At 59.0% G+C, this 22,229-nt stretch carries 19 protein-coding genes; 7 read left to right on the top strand and 12 right to left on the bottom strand.

Annotated features, from left to right (window positions below; translation table 11 throughout):
* Window positions 1–5: 5 nt before the first annotated feature.
* Both GGQ73_RS10235 and rpsU read right to left on the bottom strand, forming a co-directional pair.
* The gene (locus GGQ73_RS10235) at window positions 6–830 is read right to left on the bottom strand and encodes a tetratricopeptide repeat protein (RefSeq protein ID WP_234910933.1); all 825 of its coding nucleotides are present in this window, start codon (window positions 828–830) and stop codon (window positions 6–8) included.
* Between the two features lie 178 nt (window positions 831–1,008).
* On the bottom strand, window positions 1,009–1,239 hold the full coding sequence (gene rpsU / locus GGQ73_RS23165) for a 30S ribosomal protein S21 (RefSeq protein ID WP_174153952.1): 231 nt from the start codon (window positions 1,237–1,239) through the stop codon (window positions 1,009–1,011).
* A gap of 495 nt (window positions 1,240–1,734) precedes the next feature.
* Here rpsU and GGQ73_RS10225 point away from each other — a divergent pair, with 495 nt between their 5' ends.
* The 5 genes from GGQ73_RS10225 to GGQ73_RS10205 are packed head-to-tail and all read left to right on the top strand — an operon-like array spanning window position 1,735 to window position 7,204.
* Window positions 1,735–2,988 (top strand): sarcosine oxidase subunit beta family protein, encoded by a 1,254-nt coding sequence (locus tag GGQ73_RS10225; RefSeq protein ID WP_183895996.1) that lies wholly within the window; start codon window positions 1,735–1,737, stop codon window positions 2,986–2,988.
* Window positions 2,985–3,392, top strand: coding sequence for a hypothetical protein (locus tag GGQ73_RS10220; protein ID WP_183895995.1), 408 nt, complete (start codon window positions 2,985–2,987; stop codon window positions 3,390–3,392). Before GGQ73_RS10225 ends, GGQ73_RS10220 begins: the two co-directional genes overlap by 4 nt.
* Before the next feature lie 8 nt (window positions 3,393–3,400).
* Window positions 3,401–3,715, top strand: a complete 315-nt coding sequence (locus GGQ73_RS10215) for a sarcosine oxidase subunit delta (RefSeq protein WP_183895994.1) — start codon at window positions 3,401–3,403, stop codon at window positions 3,713–3,715.
* Complete coding sequence (locus GGQ73_RS10210) at window positions 3,712–6,669, top strand: sarcosine oxidase subunit alpha (RefSeq protein ID WP_183895993.1); 2,958 nt, start codon at window positions 3,712–3,714, stop codon at window positions 6,667–6,669. Before GGQ73_RS10215 ends, GGQ73_RS10210 begins: the two co-directional genes overlap by 4 nt.
* Complete coding sequence (locus GGQ73_RS10205) at window positions 6,662–7,204, top strand: sarcosine oxidase subunit gamma (protein WP_183895992.1); 543 nt, start codon at window positions 6,662–6,664, stop codon at window positions 7,202–7,204. Before GGQ73_RS10210 ends, GGQ73_RS10205 begins: the two co-directional genes overlap by 8 nt.
* A 3-nt stretch (window positions 7,205–7,207) precedes the next feature.
* Here GGQ73_RS10205 and GGQ73_RS10200 read toward each other — a convergent pair whose 3' ends face one another.
* The 3 genes from GGQ73_RS10200 to GGQ73_RS10190 all read right to left on the bottom strand — a co-directional run bounded on the left by GGQ73_RS10200 (window position 7,208) and on the right by GGQ73_RS10190 (window position 9,292).
* Complete coding sequence (locus tag GGQ73_RS10200) at window positions 7,208–7,591, bottom strand: type II toxin-antitoxin system VapC family toxin (RefSeq protein ID WP_183895991.1); 384 nt, start codon at window positions 7,589–7,591, stop codon at window positions 7,208–7,210.
* Window positions 7,588–7,788: a type II toxin-antitoxin system VapB family antitoxin gene (locus GGQ73_RS10195; protein WP_183895990.1), complete on the bottom strand. Its 201-nt coding sequence runs from the start codon at window positions 7,786–7,788 to the stop codon at window positions 7,588–7,590. The genes GGQ73_RS10200 and GGQ73_RS10195 overlap by 4 nt, the downstream gene beginning before the upstream one ends.
* A 133-nt stretch (window positions 7,789–7,921) precedes the next feature.
* Complete coding sequence (locus GGQ73_RS10190; RefSeq protein WP_183895989.1) at window positions 7,922–9,292, bottom strand: APC family permease; 1,371 nt, start codon at window positions 9,290–9,292, stop codon at window positions 7,922–7,924.
* A gap of 156 nt (window positions 9,293–9,448) precedes the next feature.
* On the opposite strand from GGQ73_RS10190, the gene GGQ73_RS10185 reads away from it, so the two are divergent.
* Together GGQ73_RS10185 and GGQ73_RS10180 are read left to right on the top strand one after the other, a co-directional pair.
* Window positions 9,449–9,652 (top strand): hypothetical protein, encoded by a 204-nt coding sequence (locus GGQ73_RS10185; protein WP_183895988.1) that lies wholly within the window; start codon window positions 9,449–9,451, stop codon window positions 9,650–9,652.
* A 3-nt stretch (window positions 9,653–9,655) separates the two neighbouring features.
* Window positions 9,656–10,357, top strand: coding sequence for a nucleotidyl transferase AbiEii/AbiGii toxin family protein (locus GGQ73_RS10180; protein WP_210290082.1), 702 nt, complete (start codon window positions 9,656–9,658; stop codon window positions 10,355–10,357).
* A 3-nt stretch (window positions 10,358–10,360) separates the two neighbouring features.
* On the opposite strand, the gene GGQ73_RS10175 is transcribed toward GGQ73_RS10180, so the two are convergent.
* From GGQ73_RS10175 to GGQ73_RS10145, 7 genes are all read right to left on the bottom strand, one after another.
* Complete coding sequence (locus GGQ73_RS10175) at window positions 10,361–10,846, bottom strand: MaoC family dehydratase (RefSeq protein WP_183895987.1); 486 nt, start codon at window positions 10,844–10,846, stop codon at window positions 10,361–10,363.
* Window positions 10,847–10,940: 94 nt separating this feature from the next.
* Window positions 10,941–12,896 (bottom strand): glycogen debranching protein GlgX, encoded by a 1,956-nt coding sequence (glgX, locus tag GGQ73_RS10170; protein ID WP_183895986.1) that lies wholly within the window; start codon window positions 12,894–12,896, stop codon window positions 10,941–10,943.
* A gap of 236 nt (window positions 12,897–13,132) precedes the next feature.
* A complete protein-coding gene (locus tag GGQ73_RS10165) occupies window positions 13,133–14,764 on the bottom strand; it encodes an alpha-D-glucose phosphate-specific phosphoglucomutase (protein ID WP_183895985.1) in 1,632 nt (543 codons plus the stop codon).
* Window positions 14,765–16,204: a glycogen synthase GlgA gene (gene glgA / locus GGQ73_RS10160; protein ID WP_183895984.1), complete on the bottom strand. Its 1,440-nt coding sequence runs from the start codon at window positions 16,202–16,204 to the stop codon at window positions 14,765–14,767.
* 5 nt (window positions 16,205–16,209) lie between these two features.
* Window positions 16,210–17,472, bottom strand: coding sequence for a glucose-1-phosphate adenylyltransferase (gene glgC, locus GGQ73_RS10155; RefSeq protein ID WP_174153939.1), 1,263 nt, complete (start codon window positions 17,470–17,472; stop codon window positions 16,210–16,212).
* 71 nt (window positions 17,473–17,543) lie between these two features.
* The gene (gene glgB / locus GGQ73_RS10150) at window positions 17,544–19,748 is read right to left on the bottom strand and encodes a 1,4-alpha-glucan branching protein GlgB (protein WP_174153938.1); all 2,205 of its coding nucleotides are present in this window, start codon (window positions 19,746–19,748) and stop codon (window positions 17,544–17,546) included.
* Complete coding sequence (locus GGQ73_RS10145) at window positions 19,748–22,210, bottom strand: glycogen/starch/alpha-glucan phosphorylase (protein WP_183895983.1); 2,463 nt, start codon at window positions 22,208–22,210, stop codon at window positions 19,748–19,750. The genes glgB and GGQ73_RS10145 overlap by 1 nt, the downstream gene beginning before the upstream one ends.
* Window positions 22,211–22,229: the final 19 nt, after the last annotated feature.

The raw sequence follows: 22,229 nt of genomic DNA, 5'->3' as shown, positions 1-22,229 counted from the left end.
GCGGCTTAGGAAGCGCTGGCGCCGCGTGTGCGGGCAAGGCCATCCACGGCGGGCTTGTATTTGGGGTCAAGACGGGCGGCGTGGCCATAGGACTTGGCGGCCTTGTCTTTTTCGCCACGGCGCTCGTAGACCAGCGCCTGGTTCGCCCAGGACTCGGCCAGATTTCCATCGAGCGCAATCGCGTGGTTGAAGTCGGCGAAGGCGTTTTCGTCGTCATTCAGCGCGACATACGAGATGCCGCGACCATTGTAGGGCTCCGGCGAGTTCGGTGACAACGAGATGGCTTTCGAGAAGTCCTCGATGGCCTGTGTGTGCTGGTTGCGCAACTGATAGATCAGGCCGCGATTGTGCCATGCGCGGCCGTCTGTCGTATCCAGATTGATGGCGGCAGAGAAGTCGTTGAAGGCTTCGTTGACGCGGCCCGTCTGGCGATACAGATTACCGCGACCGATCAACGCTACATCATAGCTTGGGTTGATCTGGAGCGCGCTGTTGTAATCCTGAAGCGCTTGGCTCTGCTGGCCGCTGTTGCGGTAGACGAGCGCTCGGTTGGCATAGGCCTGGTAGAATCGCGGATTGAGCTGCAATGCGCGCTCGAAATCGGCGATGGCGCGCTTGGAATCGCCAGCGCGACCGTAAGCTGAGCCACGGACGTTGTAGCCTTCGGGATCTTGCGGATTGGCGTTGATGACGGACGTCAGCGATGTGATGTTTTCAGCCGAGCCCTGCGCGCGATCGAGCTGGAAAACGTCATTCGTTTGCGTGGTGGTGGCGCAGCCGGACAAAGCGGCGACAAGGCCACAGACGATCAGGGAAGAACGAAACCGCATTTTGTCTCTCTGGGATACACCGCTTGAAAACGGATTTCTAAAATCACGGGGATCAACAGCGTTCATGCGATTTGGGTTCCCTCTAGCAAGCCCGTTCCATGGCCATAAACTCAAAGAGCGGCGGCGAAAAAATCGCCCCCGCCCCATAAGCATACAAAAACGTCTAAAAGACGACCTATCAGCGAGCCGGAGCGCGCGGACCAGCAATCAGACCTTCGCGCTGCATGCGCTTGCGTGCCAGCTTGCGAACGCGGCGAACGGCCTCAGCCTTTTCGCGAGCGCGCTTCTGGGAAGGCTTCTCGTAGAAATCACGCATCTTCATTTCGCGGAAAATGCCTTCGCGCTGCATCTTCTTCTTAAGAGCGCGAAGCGCCTGATCAACGTTGTTGTCGCGGACTAGTACCTGCACGTGAATCCCGTTCCTTTGGTTGGTTATTTTGCCGTGTGAATAGTGGCATTCGCAAGCAAACAAAAAATCGTTCGGTTGGCCGTTTGGCCGCGCGATTGGTGAAGGGCAATATCAGATCATTTTTGCGAAGTCCAGCCGTTAACGCAAATGCACCGAGGGAAACGCATGTTTTTAGGGGTCTCATCCGTCAATTGTGGCATTGACCCCTGGTTGCTGGTGAGATTGCCGAGCGTTTTCGAGATGGATCCACCTTGATCAACGATCGTCCAGGTCCATGTCAGATGCCGTGTCATTTGCCGCAGCGCTGACGTGGTGTACCACGATTGTCGTGTAACACGCGTGAAGAGGTTACGGGCTCCTTTCGACATGGCTTTCTTGCAATGTCGATACTGTCTGTCGCGGCGTCGCAAAATGGACATGACTGTGCTTATTGATTTGTCATGTTCTGACTTACGCCGGCAGCTGTGATCCGGTCATCTGAGGAGTGGTTCGTCCATGCGCAAATATTCGGTTTTCGCTGTCGCTCGCGAGGCTTTGCGCGGGCACAAGGGCTGGGATGCGCAGTGGGCTTCCCCCGAACGACGCAAGGAATACGATGTCATCATTATCGGTGGTGGCGGGCATGGACTGGGTGCTGCTTACTATCTGGCCAAGGAGCACGGCATTACCAATATTGCGGTGCTGGAAAAAGGCTGGATCGGCGGCGGCAACAGCGGGCGCAACACCACCATTATCCGCTCCAATTATCTCTATGAAGAGAGCATGGACATCTACGAGCATTCCCTGAAGCTGTGGGAAGGCTTAAGTCAGGATCTCAATTATAATGTGATGTATTCGGCACGCGGCGTGATGATGTTGTCGCATAATGTGCATGACCAGCAGTCTTTCAAGCGCCACATCAATGCTAACCGTCTTTATGGTATAGACAATGAATGGCTGACGCCGGAGCAGGCGAAGGCCTATTGTCCACCGCTCGATATTTCCGCCAATGCGCGTTACGCCATCAACGGCGCGGCCTTGCAGCGTCGGGGCGGCACGGCGCGCCATGATGCCGTGAACTGGGGTTATGCGCGTGCGGCATCCGATCGTGGCGTTCACGTGATCCAGAACTGCGAGGTGACCGCCATCCGGCGCGGGCCTGATGGAGCGGTGACGGGGGTGGAGACCAATCGCGGCTTTATCGGCGCCAAGAAGATCGGCGTTTCGGCGGCGGGGCATTCCTCTGTCGTCATGAAGATGGCGGATGTGCGGGTACCGCTGGCCTCCAATCCGTTGCAGGCGCTGGTGTCGGAGCCGCTCAAGCCGATTTTCCCCTGCGTGGTGATGTCCAACACGGTGCATGCCTATATCTCGCAATCCGACAAGGGAGAGCTGGTGATTGGTGCGGGGACGGACCAATATAATTCCTATTCCCAGACCGGTGGTCTGCAGATCATTACCCACACGCTGGATGCGATTTGCGAGCTGTTCCCGATTTTCCGCCGCGTGAAGATGATGCGCCAATGGGGTGGCATTACCGACAATACGCCGGACCGTTCCGCCATTCAGAGCGTGACGCCGGTGCCGAACCTGTTCCTCAATTGCGGCTGGGGCACGGGCGGGTTCAAGGCGACACCCGGGTCGGCGCATCTGTTTGCGCACCTCATCGCGCGCGGAGAGCCGCACAAGCTGGCGGAAGGCCTCAACCTGGACCGGTTCCGTTCGGGACGGCTAATCGATGAGGCGGCGGCGGCGGCGGTGGCGCATTGAAAAGGGCGGTCGCGCTTCTTGCTGCTGTTTTTGCGGCGAGTGCGGCGAGAGCCGACGGCTTTATGCCGCAGGCCAAGGACGTGCGTATGCAGACGATCCGCAAAGCGCAGGGCGAGACGAATTGGCCTTTTGTGGCCGATGAGGGTTTTCTGTCCTGCGTGCCGGGCGGGGGAGAGCGTCTGGTCTATTTCGTGCCCAAGGGTGCACCCGGCGAGAACGTGTTCGCGATCAACCTAAACACCAATGTCATGGCGATGGCGTTGATCAATATCGGGCGCGGGGATGCATTCCGGCCCTATGCCAATTTTGAAGACCTGATAGGCAGGCTATCTCCCTACATCACCATGGGAAAGCGCCTGTGTGACCAACCCGCCGGAACGGTCGTTCCGGAAAGCTCTCTTTGAGGCAAAACATGCTGCTGATCCGTTGTCCCTATTGTGAAGAAGAGCGTTCCGAGCTGGAGTTCCGCTGGGCTGGGGAGGCGCATATTGCGCGGCCTGAAAATATTTCGGCCATTTCCGACGAGGAATTCGCCGAATATTTCTTCATGCGCGACAATGACAAGGGCATGGTGTTCGAGCGCTGGCGGCACATTCATGGCTGTGGGCGTTTCTTCAATGCGGCGCGCCACTCGGTGACCGACAAAATCCACCTAACCTACAAGGCAGGCGAGCCGAAGCCGGATGAGGCCACCATTCTCGCTGGACATGAAGGAGCAGCCCGATGAGCGGCGCCTATCGCATCAAGGGCGCTGGCCGCCTGACACCGGCGCGCACGGCGCGCTTTACCTTCGACGGCAAAATCTACACGGCGCTTCAGGGTGACACGGTGTCCTCTGCGCTGCTGGCGAATGGTGTGCATCTGATCGGCCGCTCGTTCAAATATCACCGTCCGCGTGGGTTTCTCTCCGCCGGTCCTGAAGAGCCGAATGCGCTGATTGACGTGTCACGCGATAGCAGCCGCAAACAGCCGAATGTGCGCGCCACGGTGCAGGAAGTGTTCGACGGGGCGATCGTGTCTTCGCAGAACCGGTTTCCATCGCTGTCCTTCGATGTCGGTGCCGTCAATGATTTCCTGTCGCCGCTGTTCGTGGCGGGATTTTACTACAAGACCTTCATGTGGCCCAAGGCTGCGTGGGACAAACTCTATGAGCCGATCATCCGCCGTGCCGCTGGGCTGGGCAACGCGCCCAAGGAAGGTGACGCAGACCAATACGCCAGCCGTTATGCCCATTGCGACGTTCTGGTGGCAGGTGGTGGCGTCGCCGGGTTGACGGCGGCACTTGCCGCAGCAAAAACCGGTGCCAAAGTCATGCTGGCAGATGAAAATCGAGAGGTTGGCGGCGCGCTTCGCTTCGATACCGGCACGACCATCGACGGTATCAACGGCTATGAGTGGGCGCAGAAGGTGCTCGCCGAGTTGAAGGCCATGCCGAATGTTGAGGTGCTGACGCGTACCACCGTGTTCGGCTACTACAATCATAATTTCATAGCGCTGGCAGAGCGCGTGACCGACCATCTGGCGACACCGGGACATGCGCCGCGCGAGCGGCTGTGGCAGGTGCGGGCGAAAAAGGTGGTGCTGGCCACGGGTGCTATCGAGCGGCACATGGTGTTTGCCAATAATGACCGGCCGGGCATCATGCTGGCATCGGCGGCGCGCACCTATCTCAACCATTACGGCGTGACGGTGGGTCACACTGTGGGTGTCTATACCGCCCATGACAGCGCCTATGAAACCGCATTCGATCTGAAGCGGGCAGGTGTGACGATTGCCGCTATCGTGGATTGCCGCACCAACCCGGACGCGAAGCTTCTGGACGAGGCGCGGGCGCTGGGTATCGAGGTGCTCGCTGGCCACAGTGTTTACAATACGTTGGGGCGTTTGCGCGTGTCCTCCATCACCGTCGGGCGCAATGGCGGGTCTTCCAAACGCAAGATCAAGGTCGATGCGCTGGTGGTGTCAGCGGGCTGGACGCCGTCTGTGCATCTGTTCTCGCAATCACGTGGCAAGCTGACATATGATGCTGAGAACCAGCGTTTTCTCCCCGATGTGCATGTGCAGGATTGCATCTCCGTCGGTGCCTGTAATGGCACGGATGATCTGGGTGCCCTGATTGCCGAGGCTGCTGCCGCTGGCGGCGGCACGGTGGAGTTTTCCGGCCACAATGCGCATGCCTGGACCGGTGGAATGATTGGCGCTGGCGAAGGGGCGGGCGAAGGCGACAATGTCAAAGCCTTCATCGACTTCCAGCATGATGTCTGCGCCAAGGATATCCGCCTTGCGGTGCGCGAAGGCATGCATTCTATCGAGCATATCAAGCGCTTTACCACCAATGGTATGGCGTCGGACCAGGGCAAGATGTCCAACATGCATGGTCTGGCCATCGCCTCCGAAACGTTGGGTCGTGATCTGCCGAAGGTAGGGCTGACGACATTTCGTGCGCCCTATACGCCTGTCACTTTCGGCACGCTGGTGGGGCATTCCCGCGGCACGCTGTTCGACCCCGCCCGTAAGACGCCGATGCATGCACTGGAAGAGGCGGCAGGTGCCGCCTTCGAAGACGTGGGCAACTGGAAGCGCGCATGGTTCTATCCGCGCGCCGGTGAAGACATGCACCAGGCGGTGAACCGCGAATGCAGGACGGTGCGCGCAGCGGTGGGCGTTTTCGATGCGTCAACACTGGGCAAGATCGAGGTTGTCGGGCCTGATGCGGCCAAGTTCCTCAACCTGCTTTACACCAATGCCTGGGATACGCTGAAACCCGGCCGCTGCCGCTACGGCATCATGACCCGCGAAGACGGTTTCGTTTACGATGACGGCGTGGTGGGACGCTTGGCGGAAGACCGTTTCCATGTGACGACGACAACAGGCGGTGCGCCGCGCGTGTTGCAGCACATGGAAGACTATCTCCAGACGGAATTCCCTGATCTCAACGTCTGGCTGACATCGGCCACCGAACAATGGGCTGTGATTGCCGTGCAGGGGCCCAAGGCGCGTGAGGTGATTGCGCCGCTTGTGGAGGGCATCGATCTTTCGCCTGAAGCCTTCCCGCATATGGCGATTGCCGAGGGTACGATCTGCGGCGTGGCGACACGGCTGTTCCGCGTATCGTTTACGGGCGAACTGGGTTTCGAAATCAACGTGCCCGCGGATTTCGGCCCTACCGTCTGGAAAGAGATTGCGGAGCGCGCGCAAGCCGTCGGCGGTTGCCTCTATGGCACCGAAACCATGCATATTCTGCGGGCCGAAAAGGGCTATATCATCGTCGGTCAGGACACCGACGGCACGATGACCCCTGACGATGCGGGGCTTGGCTGGGCGGTTTCCAGGAAGAAGACGGATTTCGTCGGTATTCGCGGGCTTCAGCGCCCGGATTTGGTGCGCGATGGCCGCAAGCAACTGGTGGGCCTGTTGCCGAAAAATCCGCATGACGTGCCGGAAGAGGGCGGGCAGATCGTGGCCGATCCGAACCAGCCGAAGCCGATGACGATGCTGGGGCACGTCACATCATCCTACTGGTCGGAAAATCTCGGCCGTTCCATCGCCTTCGGGCTGGTGGCCGGGGGCCGGGCGCGGATGGGCGAAACGCTTTACATTCCGCTGGCCGACAAGACGATTGCAGTGGAGGTGACGGACATGGTGTTCTTCGACAAGGAAGGAGGCCGCATCAATGGCTGATCTGGCAAACCGTACACTGGTTCTGGACGGCGCCCGCGCTGGCTCCGCAAATGTCTCCATCAAGGTCGCGGCACCCGCTTACCGGCTGTCGCTGCGGGCCAAGGCGGATGCGGTGACCGAGCTTTCGCAAGCGCTTGATATCAGTCTGCCGCAGACCCCGAAAACCTCCACCACATCAGCCTTGCGGGCTGCGCTCTGGCTCGGGCCGGACGAATGGCTGGTGATCGATCAGGGCGAGAGCAACCTGATGGACGCCTGCGCGACCGTCTCCGCCCCTCATTCCGCCACCGACGTCTCCCACCGCAACGTGGCCATCACCGTTTCGGGGGATGGCGCGGAAGCCACGTTGAACGCGGGCTGCCCGCAGGATCTGTCGCTTGCAGCATTCCCGGTTGGTGCTTGCTCGCGCACGCTGTTCGGCAAGGCCGAAGTTGTGCTTTTGCGCGTGACGGACGATACGTTCCGGGTGGAATGCTGGCGCTCGTTTGCGGAGTATGTGTTCGGATTGCTGGACGAGGGCGCGCGGGATGCTTGAGGCCTAATTGGATGAAGTTTTGGGTTTGTACAGTGCTGCGCCCGCTTTTTGTGCCGCAGCCGCCAATCGCTTGTCTCTGGTCCACAAGACGGCTCTGGTGTCAATCAGCGTCGATGCAAGCAGGTTTGCGTCGGTGTAGCCAATACCCATGCTGAAGAGCGAATGCCGGTCGATCATGACCATGACTTCATCGTGGGTCGCGACGAGTACCTCTTGTTGGGCAGCCAAAAACGTTATCACATCATTGCGGTTGCGAAGACTGCCGAGCCCCAGCTCGCCAATGATGGCGGGGTGACAGAGAAGGTTATCCGCCTCGATGATCTTCCGTAATTCGTCATCATGGTGACGAAAATGATCAATCCAGATGGACGTGTCTACCAGTATCACTTCGTCGTATCGCCCCGGCGGCGGGGGGCTGCCTCCGCGTGAGGCATTGAACTTCCGAGCGCAATGAGGCGCTTGCCGGATTCGATCCGGATCAGCGTCTCCAATGCCTGCCGAACCAGGGCAGCTGTTTCGTTCGTGCCCGTCAGTGATTTTGCCCGATCCAGAAGGGTGTCATCAAGATTGATCGTTGACCGCATATCAGCATCCTGCTCAGAAGTGGCACGGGTTTATGAGATATATCTAGCACCAAATGGTGCAGAAATCCATGCGTCGTTTCACTTTACCCTGAGCCGAATGTTTTTCCAAAGGTTGACACCGCAACCGCTGATTTCAAGCCGCCTTCTGCTGCATCTTCATGAACCCAACCGTTGCCGCCCACAGCGCTACGCCGATCAGCAATAACACGCCCGCAATCGAGTACTGCACCATGTCTCGCCCCGTCCATGGGCCGACGAGGAAGAAGCAGCTGATGGCGCCGATGATCGGCAGGATGGTCGGCGTGCGGAAGTGTTTGTGGGCAACCTTGTCCTTGCGAAGCACGAGAACCGCGATGTTCACGATGGTGAACACGCCGAGCAGAAGCAGCGCGGTGGTGCCGCCGAGTGCCGGGACGCCGCCTGCAAAGGCGATGAGGCCGATGGCGATGATCGAGGTGAAGACAATGGCGACGTAGGGTGTCTGGCGGCCCTTGTGGACTTTGCCCAGCGCTGCGGGCAGCACGCCTTCGCGGCTCATGCCATAGATCAGGCGGCTGGCCATCATCATGTTGATGAGCGCGGAATTGGCGACGGCAAACATGGTGATGATGCCGAAAATGCCGATAGGGAAGTTCGGTGCGCCAGCGGCGACGACCTTCAGCAGTGGTGTTTCACCTTCACCAAGGTCGGACGCCGAGACGAGGGTGATGGCCGATATCGCGACCAGAATGTAGATGATGCCGGTGATTACGAGGCCGCCCAGCAGCACCTTCGGGAAGATGCGCGAGGGCTGCTTGCATTCCTCGGCCATATTGACTGAGTCCTCGAAGCCGACCATGGCGAAGAAGGCGAGCGTCGTGGCCGCAACCACTGACCAGATAACGCCGTGATCTCCCGCAGGCTCGAAGGTCCAGACGCGTGATACATCGCCCTGGCCGTTGCCGATGGCCCAGAAGCCAATGCCGATGATGATGAGAAGGCCGGTCAGTTCAACGATGGTCAGGACAACATTCATCTTCACGCTTTCCCCGACGCCCCGGAAATTGATGAGCGCGATGGCGGCGATGAAGGTGATGGCAACGCCGGTGACACCGAAAGCGCCGAAATCAAAGCCCGTCACCGTCGTGAAGTTGGCGGCGAAGGCGCGCGAGGCGGTGGAGGCGGATGTCACACCCGACGACATGACGGTAAAGGCGACGAGAAATGTGATGAAATGCACGCCGAACGCCTTGTGCGTATACAGTGCGGCACCTGCTGCTTTCGGATATTTCGTCACCAATTCGAGATATGAGCAGGCAGTCAGAAGCGCGACGCCGAAGGCGATGAGGAAAGGCAGCCAGACAACGCCACCGACCTCTGCTGCTACCTGACCGGTCAGCGCATAGATGCCCGTGCCGAGGATATCGCCCACGATGAACAGCAGCAAAAGCCCTGGGCCGATGACGCGTTTGAGTTCGGTTTGCGGCTCAGCGGAGTCGTCGGGTTGAGTCACATTTTGCGCCATTGAATCGTCCCCCATGCAATGTGTTGCATTGAACGCAGAAAGGGGGACTAGGTTCCCGTTTTGGTGAGCAAAACGTTGTGCGCAATGCATGATCGTCGGCGGACTGGAAAGATTGAGGAGCATCGCGTATATATCTTCTGAAGAGGAGGCCGTCCGATGCAGGTTCAGGTCAATCAATATCCACAGCTAAGAACGCTCTGCTGGAACCGTGCCGACGACGTGGTTCTGGACAGCGGAGAGGCATTTTCCCTCTACGAACGGAACTGGCGGTTTGTGGATCAAGACGTGCTGACGACGGAGGAAATGGCTTTGCTGCAAGACCTTATAAAGGAGCACGGGCCATTGCTCGTGGCGGCTTAACAATTGCTTCTGTTTCGCCGTCCGCACCACAATGCAGTCTTGGCGGTTCTTCATGCGTTGAACGGCGCATTGTTCAGGGAGGCTGATTGCTATTTTGGAGGCGGCACTGCAATTGCACTCGAGCTCGATGAATACCGTGAGAGCGTGGATGTCGATTTTCTCTGCTCATCGCAAAAAGGATATCGAAAACTGCGTGAGTCGGTATGGGTTGATGGTTTTACAGCGTTGACCAAGCCTGGTGCCAAAGTTAGCGCGCTGCGTGATCTTCAAAGTGATCAATATGGGATACGCACATTCGTTCAGGCCGGCGATGTCAGGATAAAGTTCGAAATCGTTCGTGAAGCGCGTATCGCGTTATCTGGCGCCATGGACGAGCGCTATGGCATTCCAGTCTTGGCGCGGAGCGACATGTTTGCGGAAAAGCTGCTTGCAAACGCTGACCGTTGGCCTGACCGCGCTGTGCGCAGCCGTGATATTATCGATCTGTCGATGATGATCTCACGCTGGGGTGATATTCCGCCGTCATCTTGGAAAAAAGCCCGTCTTGCCTACGGCGAGACGGTGGATCGCGCCTATGAGAGTGCAGTCGATGCCATTCGTGATGTCAAATGGCTTGGCGACTGTGCACAAGCCATGCAGATGGATGAGGCATTGGTTCCAGAAATTTTGAACGTTCATGGCGGGCCAAAGCCTTCAATCGTTTGACGCTCAGTCTTCCGGCCTGTCTTCCGGGTTGAACTGGCTGATCGTTGTCCACCGCGCCGTCAGTGCCGGTTTCTTTTCGTCTTCGATTTCCACCGTCACGTCATAGGTGTTCATCAGCATTGCGCCGCCGCGGAAGCGGGCTTCTGCGAGCGTGAAGTGGCCGCGGATGCGGGCGCCGCTTTTGACGGGGGCGACGAAGTGGAGTTTTTCGAAGCCGTAATTGATGCCCATGGTCTGTTCGCGGATTTTGGGCAGGGCGCTGTAATTCATGGCCGAAAGCAGCGAGAGCGTCAGGAAACCGTGTGCGATGGTGCCGCCGAAGGGGCTTTCGGCGGCGGCGCGTTCCGGGTCCGTGTGGATGAACTGGTCGTCGAGCGTCGCCTTGGCGAAGGCGTCGATCATCGGCTGATCAACGGTGATCCAGTCCGATACGCCAACCTCGGAGCCGACGAGATCCTTAACGTCAGCCAGAGAAATTTCCTTGGGCATGTTTCCTCGCGAAGACAGGACGTTTGAGCACGGTGACGTGCCGAACTCTACAGCGGCGGGCCTAAAGAACAATGGCCTTTTTGCAATGCAGCATTCAAGGCTTCAGATAGAACACCACCGAACGGGCTGGCAGGTGGGCGGGATTGCCGAAATCCGTGCCGATGGCTTGCCAGCCCTCGCCGGGAAGCGAAAACGGCACGACGGCGCCAGTTCGGTTAAACAGGATGGCCAGCCGGGCCGGTTCATCGGTCGTGGTATCATGGGTTTTGACGATAACGGCGAGCGGGGTGCCTTGCGGGTTTTCCCAGTTCGTTGCGGTCATCGGTTCTCCGGACGGCGACAGCCAGCAGATGTCGTCGGTGTGGGGCGAGAAGAAATGCATCTCGCTGAAAGCACCGAAGCGCTTTCGCAGACTGGACAGGAACGCCGTGTGCTCGATCAGTTCTGGCGAAAGTGCTGACCAATCGACCCAGGTGACCGCGTTGTCCTGACAATAGGCATTGTTGTTGCCCTGCTGGCTGCGTCCACCTTCGTCACCGGCCGTCAGCATGATCGTGCCGCGCGTGGCAAAAAGCGTTGAAAGCATGGATTTGACGTCGTTGATACGGGCCGTAAGGATGGCCTTGTCATCCGTCGCGCCTTCGACGCCATTGTTCCAGGAGTAATTTTCGTTGTGGCCATCGCGGTTGTCTTCGCCGTTGGCCTCGTTGTGTTTGTGGGCATGGGACACGAGATCGAACAGGGTGAAACCATCGTGGGCGGCAAGGAAGTTGACGCTGCGGGTTTCGGTTCTGTCGTGGCGGGAAAAGACGGGCGAGGAGCCAGCCAGCGCATCGGCGAGCGCGCCAGTCGTCGAGGCGTCTCCACGCCAGTACCGGCGCAGGTCGTCGCGGGCGCGATCGTTCCATTCAAGAAAGTTTTCCGGGAAATTGCCGAGCTGGTAACCGCCGGGACCGATGTCCCAGGGTTCTGCAATCATCACGCGGTCGTGCAGCAAGGGATCGGTATGGAGGGCGGCAAGTGTTTCGCTGGTAGCGTCGAAGCCGGTTGACGTCCGGCCAAGAATGGGCGCAAGATCGAACCGGAAGCCATCGATACCGGCATGCGCCACGAAGTGCCTGAGCGTATCAACGATCAGTTGGCGGACCTGGCTGTGGTCGCAGGCGACCGTGTTGCCTGTGCCGGTATCATTGACCAGTGTGCCGGGATCATCGGGTAAATGGCGGTAATAGGTGAGGTTATCCAACCCGCGCAGGGAAAGCGTCGAGCCGAAGTGGTCGCTTTCGCCGGTGTGGTTGAAGACGAGATCGAGGATAACGCCGATGCCATTGTCGTGGAGGGTCGCCACCGTCTCGCGCAGTTCCTTGATGCCGCCGGGGCACAGGCGCGGATCGAGAGCCATGAAGCCGACCGGGTTGTAGCCCCAGCCGTTGGTCAGGCCAAGCGGCGGCAAGTGACGCTCATCGATCCAGGCGGTGATCGGCATGAGTTCGATGGCATCGACGCCGATGTTTTTGAGATGAGCGATGATAGCCGGGTGGGCGAGAGCGGCCACCGTTCCCTTGGTGGCTTCTGGCACATCCGGGTGCAGCATGGTGAAGGGCTTGACGGCGATTTCGTAGATGAGGCCGCCCGGCGAAAACAAGGGTGGCTGGCGCTTGACCGGCTGGTACTGCGAAACGATGGCCTTCGGCATGATCGATGCGGTGTCTGTGCCAAATGTCAACAGGGCTGGATCATGGGTGAACGGTCGGTCGATCTGCGTGGCATAGGGATCGAGCAGGAGTTTCGAGGGGTCGAACCACAGGCCGTGGTCGGGCGCGTAGATGCCATCGGCGCGAAAGCCATACCGGGTGCCGGGGGGTGCGTCCGTGGTGATGTGGTGAATGTCGTTTTCCCCACGCTGCATGGGAATGCGGGTGGTCTGGATGTTGCCGGTGGGGTCGAAGAGGCAAAGGTCTATGTGTGAGGCGTGGCGGGAGTAGACGCAGAATGCCGTTCCGTTTTCCGTGGGGTTGGCGCCGAGGGGAGGGACGGTAGGGTTTGGCATTCAGGGGTCCGTTCGTTAGGGTTGGGTCCGCGTTTAAGGTTTGTGGGTGGGCCTACCCCCCTCTGTCCTGCCGGACATCTCCCCCACAGGTGGGGAGATCGAATCGCCGCACCCTTTCGGCCATATTGACTGTCGAGATTTAAGTGCTGTCGTCGCGCCCAGCCGATCTCCCCACCTGAGGGGGAGATGCCCGGCAGGGCAGAGGGGGTAAGCCCACCCAGTGCCCTGGCAAACTGTCAGGTAATCACCGTCGGAGCATCGCGCCCGGTGTGCTTCTTGATGCCCGCAATCGCATCGGCTGCCGAAATCAGGTCGGCCAGAGCCTCCTGCGTCTCGATATTGTGGCGCGATGCGTCTCCTTCGTAGCGCTCGACGTAGAGGCGGAGCGTTGCGCCCGCCGTGCCGGTGCCCGACAGACGGATGACGATGCGGGAGCCGCCCTCGAAGAGGATGCGAATGCCCTGATTTTTGCTGACCGACTGATCGACCGGATCATTATAAGCGAAATCATCGGCAGCTTTGACCTTCAACGCGCCGTAGGTGGTGCCGGGAAGGGTTGCGAGTTTTTCGCGCAGGATCGAGACCAGCGTGTTGGCGGCATCGCTATCGACCTCTTCATAGTCGTGGCGCGAATAGTAGTTGCGGCCATATTCGGCCCAATGCTTCGTCACGATGTCCTTGACGCTCTCCTTGCGAGCAGCGACGATATTCAGCCAGAACAGCACGGCCCAGAGACCGTCCTTTTCGCGCACATGGTTGGAGCCGGTGCCGAAGCTTTCTTCACCGCAAACGGTGACCTTGCCGGCGTCCAGCAGATTTCCGAAGAACTTCCAGCCCGTCGGCGTCTCGTACATGCCGATACCGAGCTTTTCGGCCACGCGGTCAGCGGCGGCACTTGTCGGCATGGAACGGGCAATGCCGGAAATACCAGCGGCATAGCCGGGCGCCAGCGTGGCGTTGGCAGCGATGATGGCAAGGCTATCGGACGGCGTCACGAACATGCCCTTGCCGACCACCATGTTGCGGTCGCCATCGCCATCCGAGGCCGCGCCGAAATCCGGGCCATCGGCGCTCATCACATCGTCATACATGTCCTTGGCGTGGACGAGGTTGGGGTCGGGATGGTGGCCGCCGAAATCGGGAAGCGGTACGGAATTGCGCACCGATCCCGCGGGCGCACCCAGGCGCTTTTCGATGATCTCGACAGCGTAGGGGCCGGTGACGGCGCTCATGCTGTCGACCACGACTTTGAAGCCACCGGCGATGAGGTTACGGATGGCGGAAAAATCGAACAGCTCTTCCATGAGGGTCGCGTAATCGGCAACGGGATCGATGACCTCAACGGTCATGCCGTCAACGTCGCAGGTGCCGATCGTGTCGAGGTCGATATCGGCTGCGTCGGAGATGCAATAGGTCTCGATGGCCTTGGTGCGGGCGAAAATGGCATCGGTGATCTTTTCGGGAGCCGGGCCACCATTGCCGATATTATACTTGATGCCGAAGTCTTCGTTGGGGCCGCCGGGATTGTGGCTGGCCGACAAAACGATGCCGCCGAACGCCTTGTATTTGCGGATGATGTTGGATGCTGCAGGCGTCGAGAGAATGCCGCCCTGACCGACCAGAACCTTGCCGAAACCGGCTGCGGCTGCCATCTTGACCGTCTTCTGGATGACGTCGCGATTGTAATAGCGGCCATCGCCGCCGATCACCAGCGTCTGCCCCGCAAAGCCTTCCAGGCTGTCGAAGATCGACTGGATGAAGTTTTCCGCATAGTTTTCCTGCGCAAACACAGGCACTTTCTTGCGAAGGCCCGACGTGCCAGGTTTCTGATCCTGAAATGGTTTTGTCTGAACAGTGGTGATCGTCATTTATTGGCCTTTCGAAATGAGCTGGGCATAAAGCTGGGCATAAAGCCCTGCACTTTTTTCCCAGGAAACGTCCGATTTCATGCCCTGCTTCTGCATTTGCGTCCATAATTTTGGTTCGCGGTAGAAGCGCACGGTGCGGCGAATGGCATGCCGCAGCCCGTCGGCGGTGATGGAGGAAAACTGCACGCCGGTCGCGACCTTGGCAGCGATGGCGGCATGGTTGGCATCGATGACCGTATCGTTCAGCCCGCCATTGCGTGCCACGACCGGAATGCAGCCATAGCGCAGGGCGTAAAGCTGGGTCAGGCCGCAGGGCTCGAAACGCGAGGGGATGATGATGGCATCGCAGCCCGCCTGCATGAGGTGAGACAGCGGTTCGTTATAACCGATGGCGACGCCGACGCGGCCCGGATGACGCGAGGCCGCTGCCAGAAGCGCACCTTCCAGCGAGATTTCGCCAGCACCCAGAACGACCAGACGACCGCCCATGGCGACGATGTCATCAACGACTTCGCTGACGAGATCGACGCCCTTTTGCCAGGTCAGCCGCGAGATGACGCAAAACAGTGGCCCGCTGTCCTGATCGATGCGGAAATGGCTGGCAACGGCAAGTTTATTCAGCGCTCGCAGCTTGAGATTGGCGGAGGAATAATTGTGGTTGATCAGGTGGTCGCTTGCCGGGTCCCAGACCTCGGCATCGATGCCGTTGACGATGCCGTGCATGACATGAGCGCGGCTTCTGATAACACCTTCCAGCCCCATGCCGAATTCTGGCGTGAGAATTTCTTCGGCGTAGGACGGGCTGACGGTGGTAATGGCCGTTGCGGTTTGGACGCCACCCTTCAGGAAGCTGATGTCGTTGTAATATTCGATGCTTTCGGTGTTGAAGGCATGCGCGGGCAAGCCCAGCTGGCTGAAGATATTGGCGCCGAACTGGCCCTGGAAGGCAATGTTGTGGATGGTGAGAATGCTCGGAATTTCAGGCGTTTCGGCGTAGCGCATATAGACCGGGGCCATGGCGGCCTGCCAGTCATGGGCGTGCATCAGGTCCGGTTTCCAGCCGGGCAGCTTGCCGATGGCAATCTCCGCCGCCGCATAGGACAGGGCGGCGAATCGCTTCCAGTTGTCGGCGAAATCCTTGCCTGTCGAGTCCAGATAGGGGCCGGCGGGGCGATCGTAATAGGCGGGGGCATCGACAATCAGAAGGTCCAGACCTTCGTGATGTGCCTCCAGAATATCGGCATGTTCGCCAAGCAGGTCAATCTCGGCGATCTTCACGGCATCCGGACATGCAGACTTGACCGCCGGGTAACCCGGAATGAGCGTGCGGGTGGTAACGCCGAATTTCTTGAGCGTGATGGGAAGCGCGCCAGCAACATCGGCGAGCCCCCCTGTCTTGATGAGTGGATAGACTTCGGACGCAACCGAAAGAACATTCATGAGGTCTACAAATCCAGCTTGTCGATCATCGATTGGGTTATCAGGCAGATGCCGCTTTCCGTGCGGCGGAAACGCTTGCCATCCAGTTCCGGGTCCTCGCCCACGATCAGCCCTTCGGGAATGACCACGCCATGGTCAATCACCACTTTGCTGAGTTGCGCGTGGCGACCGATCTTCACACTCGGCAACACGACGGCATCTTCCAGACGCGAATAGGAATTGGCCCTGACGCCTGTGAACAACAGGCTGCGGTTAAGGGACGAGCCTGAGATGATGCAGTCGCCCGCAACAACAGACGAAGTAGCCGAACCACGGCGCTTATCATCATCATGTACGAATTTGGCGGGCGGCAGAATTTCCGCATAGGTCCAGATCGGCCATGACTTGTCGTAGATGTCGAGGTCGGGCACGATGTCTGTCAGGTCGATGTTGGCCTGCCAGTAGGCGTCGATCGTGCCGACGTCGCGCCAGTAGGGGCCGTTTTCGAAATCGGAGCGCACACAGGAAGCCGCAAAACGATGCGCAACCGCTTTGCCGTGACGCACGATATGGGGAATGATGTCCTTGCCGAAATCGCGACTGGAGTTGGGGTCGGCGGCGTCGCGGCGCAGGCACTCCATCAGGAACTTGGTGTGGAAGACGTAGATGCCCATGGAGGCAAGCGCCATATCCTCATTGCCGGGAATGCCCGGAGGGTCGGCGGGCTTTTCGATGAAATCGATGATTTCATCCTTCTCGTTGACGTGCATGACGCCGAAACCGACGGCTTCCATGCGAGGCACTTCCAAGCAACCGATGGTGACGTCTGCACCGGAATCCACATGCTGTTGCAGCATGTATTCATAGTCCATCTTGTAGATGTGGTCGCCGGCCAGAATGACCATGTATTCGGGGCCATAGGGCTCGATGATATCGATGTTCTGATAGACCGCGTCGGCGGTGCCTTCATACCATTGCGTTTCGGATACGCGCTGGGAGGCGGGCAGAATATCGAAGCTCTCGTTACGCTCCGGGCGGAAGAAGTCCCAGCCGCGCTGAAGGTGGCGGATGAGCGAGTGAGCCTTGTACTGTGTGGCGACGCCGATGCGGCGAATGCCGGAATTGAGCGCATTCGACAGCGCGAAATCGATGATGCGGGCCTTGCCGCCGAAATAGACGGCCGGCTTGGCGCGCCGGTCCGTCAACTCCTTCAGGCGGCTGCCGCGGCCGCCAGCAAGCACATAGGCCATCGCATCACGTGCCAGCGGTTGAACTCTTTTCTCACTCATAGCAATCCTCCCGAAAAAATGTCGTCTGTTCCCATAATAGCAAAGCGCCGATTGTGTGTTCGGCGCCTGTTTTATTCAAGCTCGAGCATGATCACGGCGAGCGGCGGCAGTGTCAGTGTCGCGCCGACCTGGCCGCCTGCATCGACCGCCTGCACGCGTCCGCCATTGCCCTTGCCGGTGCCGCCATAGATCTCGGCATCGGTGTTCAGCACTTCGCGCCAGCGACCGGCTGTCGGCAGAGGCACGTAAAAATTCTCCCGGTAGACAGGCGTCAGATTGGAGATAACCGCGACCGGCTTTTCACCCGGTGCGAGGCGCAGCCAGGCCAGAACCGAATTCTCGTGGTCATCGGCAATCAGCCACTGGAAGCCTTCCGGCTCGCAATCGCGCGCATGCAGCGCACCCTTGGAGCGGTACATGAAGTTCAGGTCGCGAACGAGGCGGCGCATGCCCTCATGCATATGATATTGCAGCAGGTTCCAGTCGAGAGAGGTCTTTTCGTTCCACTCGCTCCATTGCGCAAATTCCTGTCCCATGAACAGGAGCTTCTTGCCGGGGTAACCCCACATGAAAGCGTAGTAGGCGCGCAGATTGGCGAATTTCTGCCAGTCGTCGCCTGGCATCTTGGCAATCATCGAGCCCTTGCCGTGCACCACTTCGTCGTGTGAAATCGGCAGCACGAAGTTTTCGCTGAAGGCGTAGAGCAGGCCGAAGCTGAGCTCCTGATGGTGGAACTTGCGGTGCACGGGCTCGCGCTGGAAGTAGCTCAGCGTGTCGTGCATGAAACCCATGTTCCACTTGAAACCGAAGCCCAGCCCGCCCTCATGCACCGGCTGCGACACCTTCGGCCACGAGGTGGATTCCTCGGCAATGGTCATGACACCTGGGTGGTTGCCATAGATAAGCGTGTTCATCTGCTGGAGAAAACGCACGGATTCAAGGTTCTCGCGCCCACCATATTCGTTGGGTACCCACTCGCCTTCCTTGCGGGAATAATCGAGGTAGAGCATCGAGGCGACCGCATCCACGCGCAGACCATCGAGATGGAATTTTTCGGCCCAATAGAGCGCGTTGTTGATGAGGTAGGACATGACCTCGACACGCCCGAAATTGTAGATCGCGGTGTTCCAGTCGGGGTGGAAGCCCTGACGAGGATCGGCATGTTCATACAGGGCCGACCCATCGAACCATTTCAGGCCGTGCTCATCAACCGGGAAGTGGGCGGGAACCCAATCCAGGAGAATGCCGATGCCGACCTTATGCGCGCCGTTGACGAAGCGGGCAAAGCCTTCCGGCTCGCCGAAGCGCGCGGTGGGCGCATATAGGCCGGTTGTCTGGTATCCCCAGGACGGATCGTAGGGATGCTCGGAAATCGGCATGAATTCGATGTGGGTGAAGCCCATGTCGGCGCAGTAGGGAATGAGGCGTGCGGCCAGTTCATCCCATGTCAGAAACGCGCCATTTTCGCCATATTGCCACGATGAGGCGTGAACCTCGTAGATGGTGATGGGCTGGCGGCGCTGGTCGATGCTGGCCCAATGCTTGCGATGCGCATCGTCATCCCATTCCTGCACGAGTTCAGGCGTGGTGATGGAGGCGTTCTTTGGACGCAATTCGGCGCGGCGGGCATAGGGGTCTGCTTTCAGCGGCAGCAATTCGCCGTGTGGGCCGATGATTTCAAACTTGTAGCTACAGCCAGCATAAACATCCGGCGCGAAGATTTCCCAAATGCCGGTGTCCTTGCGGAAGCGCATGACGTGGCGGCGGCCATCCCAATTGTTGAAATCACCCACCACCGACACGCGCCGGGCATTGGGTGCCCAGACGGCGAAATGGAAGCCTTCAACACCTTCGAGCTTGAGCGGATGTGCACCCATCTTGTCGAACAGTCGAAGGTGTGAGCCTTCTCGAACGAGGTAATCGTCCATAGGCCCAAGAACCGGACCGAAACTGTAGGGATCCGTCACCGCCCATTCCGCGTCGTCGCGCAGCGCGCGATAACGAATGGGCTGACGTTTGGACAGGGTAATGGCACCTTCGAAGAAACCGTCGGCGTCGGTGCGGGTCAATTCCCCCGCGACCGAGCCATCGAGCGCCATGACGGTGACTTCTTCCGCACCGGGAATGAAGCAGCGGGCCACAAAGCCGTCCGGCGTCTGGTGGACGCCCAAGACGGCAAAGGGGTTGGAATGCAAACCGCTCTTGATTGCCTCGATCTCAGCCTTAGCGATGGTGCCAGTCTTTTTCTCTTCGGCAGAATTGAGCGGTTTTTTCATCAGGCTCTCCAGATTTCGGACGCATATTGCCGGATCGTCCTGTCGGACGAGAACCAGCCCATGCGTGCCGTATTGCGTACGGTTTTTTCGTACCAGCTTGCCGGTTCGCTCCAGATGGCATCGACGTCACGCTGTGCCTGTGCGTAAGCGTCGAAGTCTGCAGCGACCATAAACCAGTCATTGTTGTAGATGCCGTCCATCAGTCCGGCAAAGCGCGATGGGTCATCTGGCGAAAACACGCCGGATGCGATGGATGACAGGGCTTGCGACAGTTCGGCGGAATTTTCGATGATAGCGCGCGGATTGTGGCCCTCGGAGCGCGCCTCGGACACTTCCTGTGCTGTCTTGCCGAAAATCATGATGTTTTCCGCGCCGACATGCTCCAGCATTTCGACATTGGCACCGTCCAGCGTGCCGATAGTGAGTGCGCCATTCAGACCGAATTTCATATTGCCGGTGCCTGACGCCTCCATGCCAGAGGTCGAAATCTGTTCTGAAAGATCTGCTGCTGGAACCATGATTTCTGCGAGGGACACATTGTAATTCGGAATGAAAACGACTTTCAGAAGCCCGCGAACCGCCGGGTCGTTGTTGATGACACGCGCTATATCGTTTGCCAGTTTGATGATGAGCTTGGCATTGTGATAACTCGGTGCCGCCTTGCCCGCGAAGAACTTAACGCGCGGCACCCAGTCCAGTTCCGGGCGAGAGCGAATTTGATCGTAAAGGGCCACGGCCTCGATCAGGTTCAAAAGCTGACGCTTGTATTCGTGGATGCGCTTGATCTGGATGTCGAACATGGCCGAGGGATCGACACGGATGCCCATGCGTTGCGCCACCAGATTGGCAAGGCGGACCTTGTTCTGACGTTTGATTTCGGCAAACTTTTCACGGAAGCCTGCATCCTCTGCAAAGCGATCGAGCGCCACCAGCTTTTCCGCGTCATCCAGAAATTCGTCACCGATGGACTGGCGAATGAGGCCTGTGAGGCCGGGGTTGCACTGCATCAGCCAGCGGCGCGGGGTGATGCCGTTGGTCTTGTTGTTGATGCGGTCGGGGTAGAGCATGTGAAGGTCGGAAAACACCGTTTCCTTCATCAGTTCCGTGTGCAACGCCGACACGCCGTTGATGGAATGGGAGCCGATGAAGGCGAGGTTGCCCATGCGCACGCGACGTTCGCCACCTTCTTCAATGAGCGAGATGGAGCGGATCTGCTGGTCGACCAGTTTCTTTTCCTTGCGGGCAAAGACCAGCGTCTGCGCGTTGATCGCGTAAATGATCTGCATATGGCGCGGCAACAGGCGCTCCAGCAACGGCACCGGCCAGCTTTCCAGCGCTTCGGGCAGAAGCGTGTGGTTGGTATAGGAGAACGTGCCGCGCGTCAGGGTCCAGGCTTCATCGAATGTCAGTCCGTGGACATCGCACAGAAGGCGCATCATTTCGGCAATGGAAATCGCTGGATGCGTATCGTTGAGCTGGATGGACACCTTGTCCGGCAGGTTGGTGAAATCAGGGTACTGCTGCAAATGGCGGCGCAGGACGTCCTGCAGCGAAGCGGACGAGAAGAAGTATTCCTGTCGCAGGCGCAGTTCCTGGCCCGCCGGATTGGCGTCGGCAGGATAAAGCACGCGGGTCAGGGCTTCCGCCTTGTTGCTTTCCCGGAGCGCACCGATGTGGTCGCCCGCGTTGAAGGCGTCGAGGAGAATCGGGTCGATGGGCTGGGCCGACCACAGACGCAGCGTGTTGACGCGGGTTCCGCGCCAGCCGACCACGGGCGTGTCGAAGGCGGTGGCGATCATGCGCTCGGATGGTTTCCAGACGAAACGCTCCGGGTCTTCGTAGCCGCCGACGGTTTCGACCGAGCCACCAAAACCGATTTCATAGGAGCTTTCGCGACGCTCGAATTCCCAAGGGTTGCCGTGGGCAAGCCACGTCTCGGGCAGTTCCACCTGCCAGCCATCGGCCATCTGCTGGCGGAAAAGGCCGTGGACGTAACGAATGCCATAGCCGTAAGCGGGAATATCGACGGTTGCCATGGATTCCATGAAGCAGGCGGCAAGCCGGCCAAGACCGCCATTGCCCAGCGCTGCATCCGGCTCCAGACCGGCGATGACATCGTAATCGACGCCGAGCGACGTCAGCGCCTCCTTGATTTCGCCCATCAGGCCGAGATTGGAGATGGCATCGCGCATCAGACGGCCGATGAGGAATTCTAGCGACAGATAATAAACGCGTTTGGAATCGGTGGCATAGGCCTTACGAGTGGATTCCATCCATTTGTCGATGACGCGGTCCCGAATGACCAGAATGGTGGCCGTCAGCCAGTCATGCGGTTTTGCAACCTTGACGTCCTTGCCGATGCGGTAGGTCAGTCGTTCGATGATTTCAGAGGCGAGAACGTCCGGTTCCGAGCTGCGCGGCGCGGGGCGAGGAAGATCGTTTGTTTCGAGTTTATTGATCATTGGTCGGTCAGCACCTTGG

Source organism: Rhizobium skierniewicense (assembly GCF_014196515.1).
GTDB lineage: Bacteria > Pseudomonadota > Alphaproteobacteria > Rhizobiales > Rhizobiaceae > Agrobacterium > Agrobacterium skierniewicense.
This window is presented reverse-complemented; position numbering and strand designations above follow the sequence as displayed.

Coding starts and splice junctions, on each gene's coding strand:
- GGQ73_RS10190 (WP_183895989.1), bottom strand. CDS start 9,292: ATGGCGCAAAATGTGACTCAACCCGACGACTCCGCTGAGCCGCAAACC.
- GGQ73_RS10195 (WP_183895990.1), bottom strand. CDS start 7,788: ATGCGGTCAACGATCAATCTTGATGACACCCTTCTGGATCGGGCAAAA.
- glgC (WP_174153939.1), bottom strand. CDS start 17,472: ATGAGTGAGAAAAGAGTTCAACCGCTGGCACGTGATGCGATGGCCTAT.
- glgB (WP_174153938.1), bottom strand. CDS start 19,748: ATGAAAAAACCGCTCAATTCTGCCGAAGAGAAAAAGACTGGCACCATC.
- GGQ73_RS10145 (WP_183895983.1), bottom strand. CDS start 22,210: ATGATCAATAAACTCGAAACAAACGATCTTCCTCGCCCCGCGCCGCGC.
- GGQ73_RS10215 (WP_183895994.1), top strand. CDS start 3,401: ATGCTGCTGATCCGTTGTCCCTATTGTGAAGAAGAGCGTTCCGAGCTG.
- GGQ73_RS10205 (WP_183895992.1), top strand. CDS start 6,662: ATGGCTGATCTGGCAAACCGTACACTGGTTCTGGACGGCGCCCGCGCT.
- GGQ73_RS10185 (WP_183895988.1), top strand. CDS start 9,449: ATGCAGGTTCAGGTCAATCAATATCCACAGCTAAGAACGCTCTGCTGG.
- GGQ73_RS10210 (WP_183895993.1), top strand. CDS start 3,712: ATGAGCGGCGCCTATCGCATCAAGGGCGCTGGCCGCCTGACACCGGCG.
- glgX (WP_183895986.1), bottom strand. CDS start 12,896: ATGCCAAACCCTACCGTCCCTCCCCTCGGCGCCAACCCCACGGAAAAC.
- GGQ73_RS10225 (WP_183895996.1), top strand. CDS start 1,735: ATGCGCAAATATTCGGTTTTCGCTGTCGCTCGCGAGGCTTTGCGCGGG.
- glgA (WP_183895984.1), bottom strand. CDS start 16,204: ATGAATGTTCTTTCGGTTGCGTCCGAAGTCTATCCACTCATCAAGACA.
- GGQ73_RS10175 (WP_183895987.1), bottom strand. CDS start 10,846: ATGCCCAAGGAAATTTCTCTGGCTGACGTTAAGGATCTCGTCGGCTCC.
- GGQ73_RS10165 (WP_183895985.1), bottom strand. CDS start 14,764: ATGACGATCACCACTGTTCAGACAAAACCATTTCAGGATCAGAAACCT.
- GGQ73_RS10235 (WP_234910933.1), bottom strand. CDS start 830: ATGCGGTTTCGTTCTTCCCTGATCGTCTGTGGCCTTGTCGCCGCTTTG.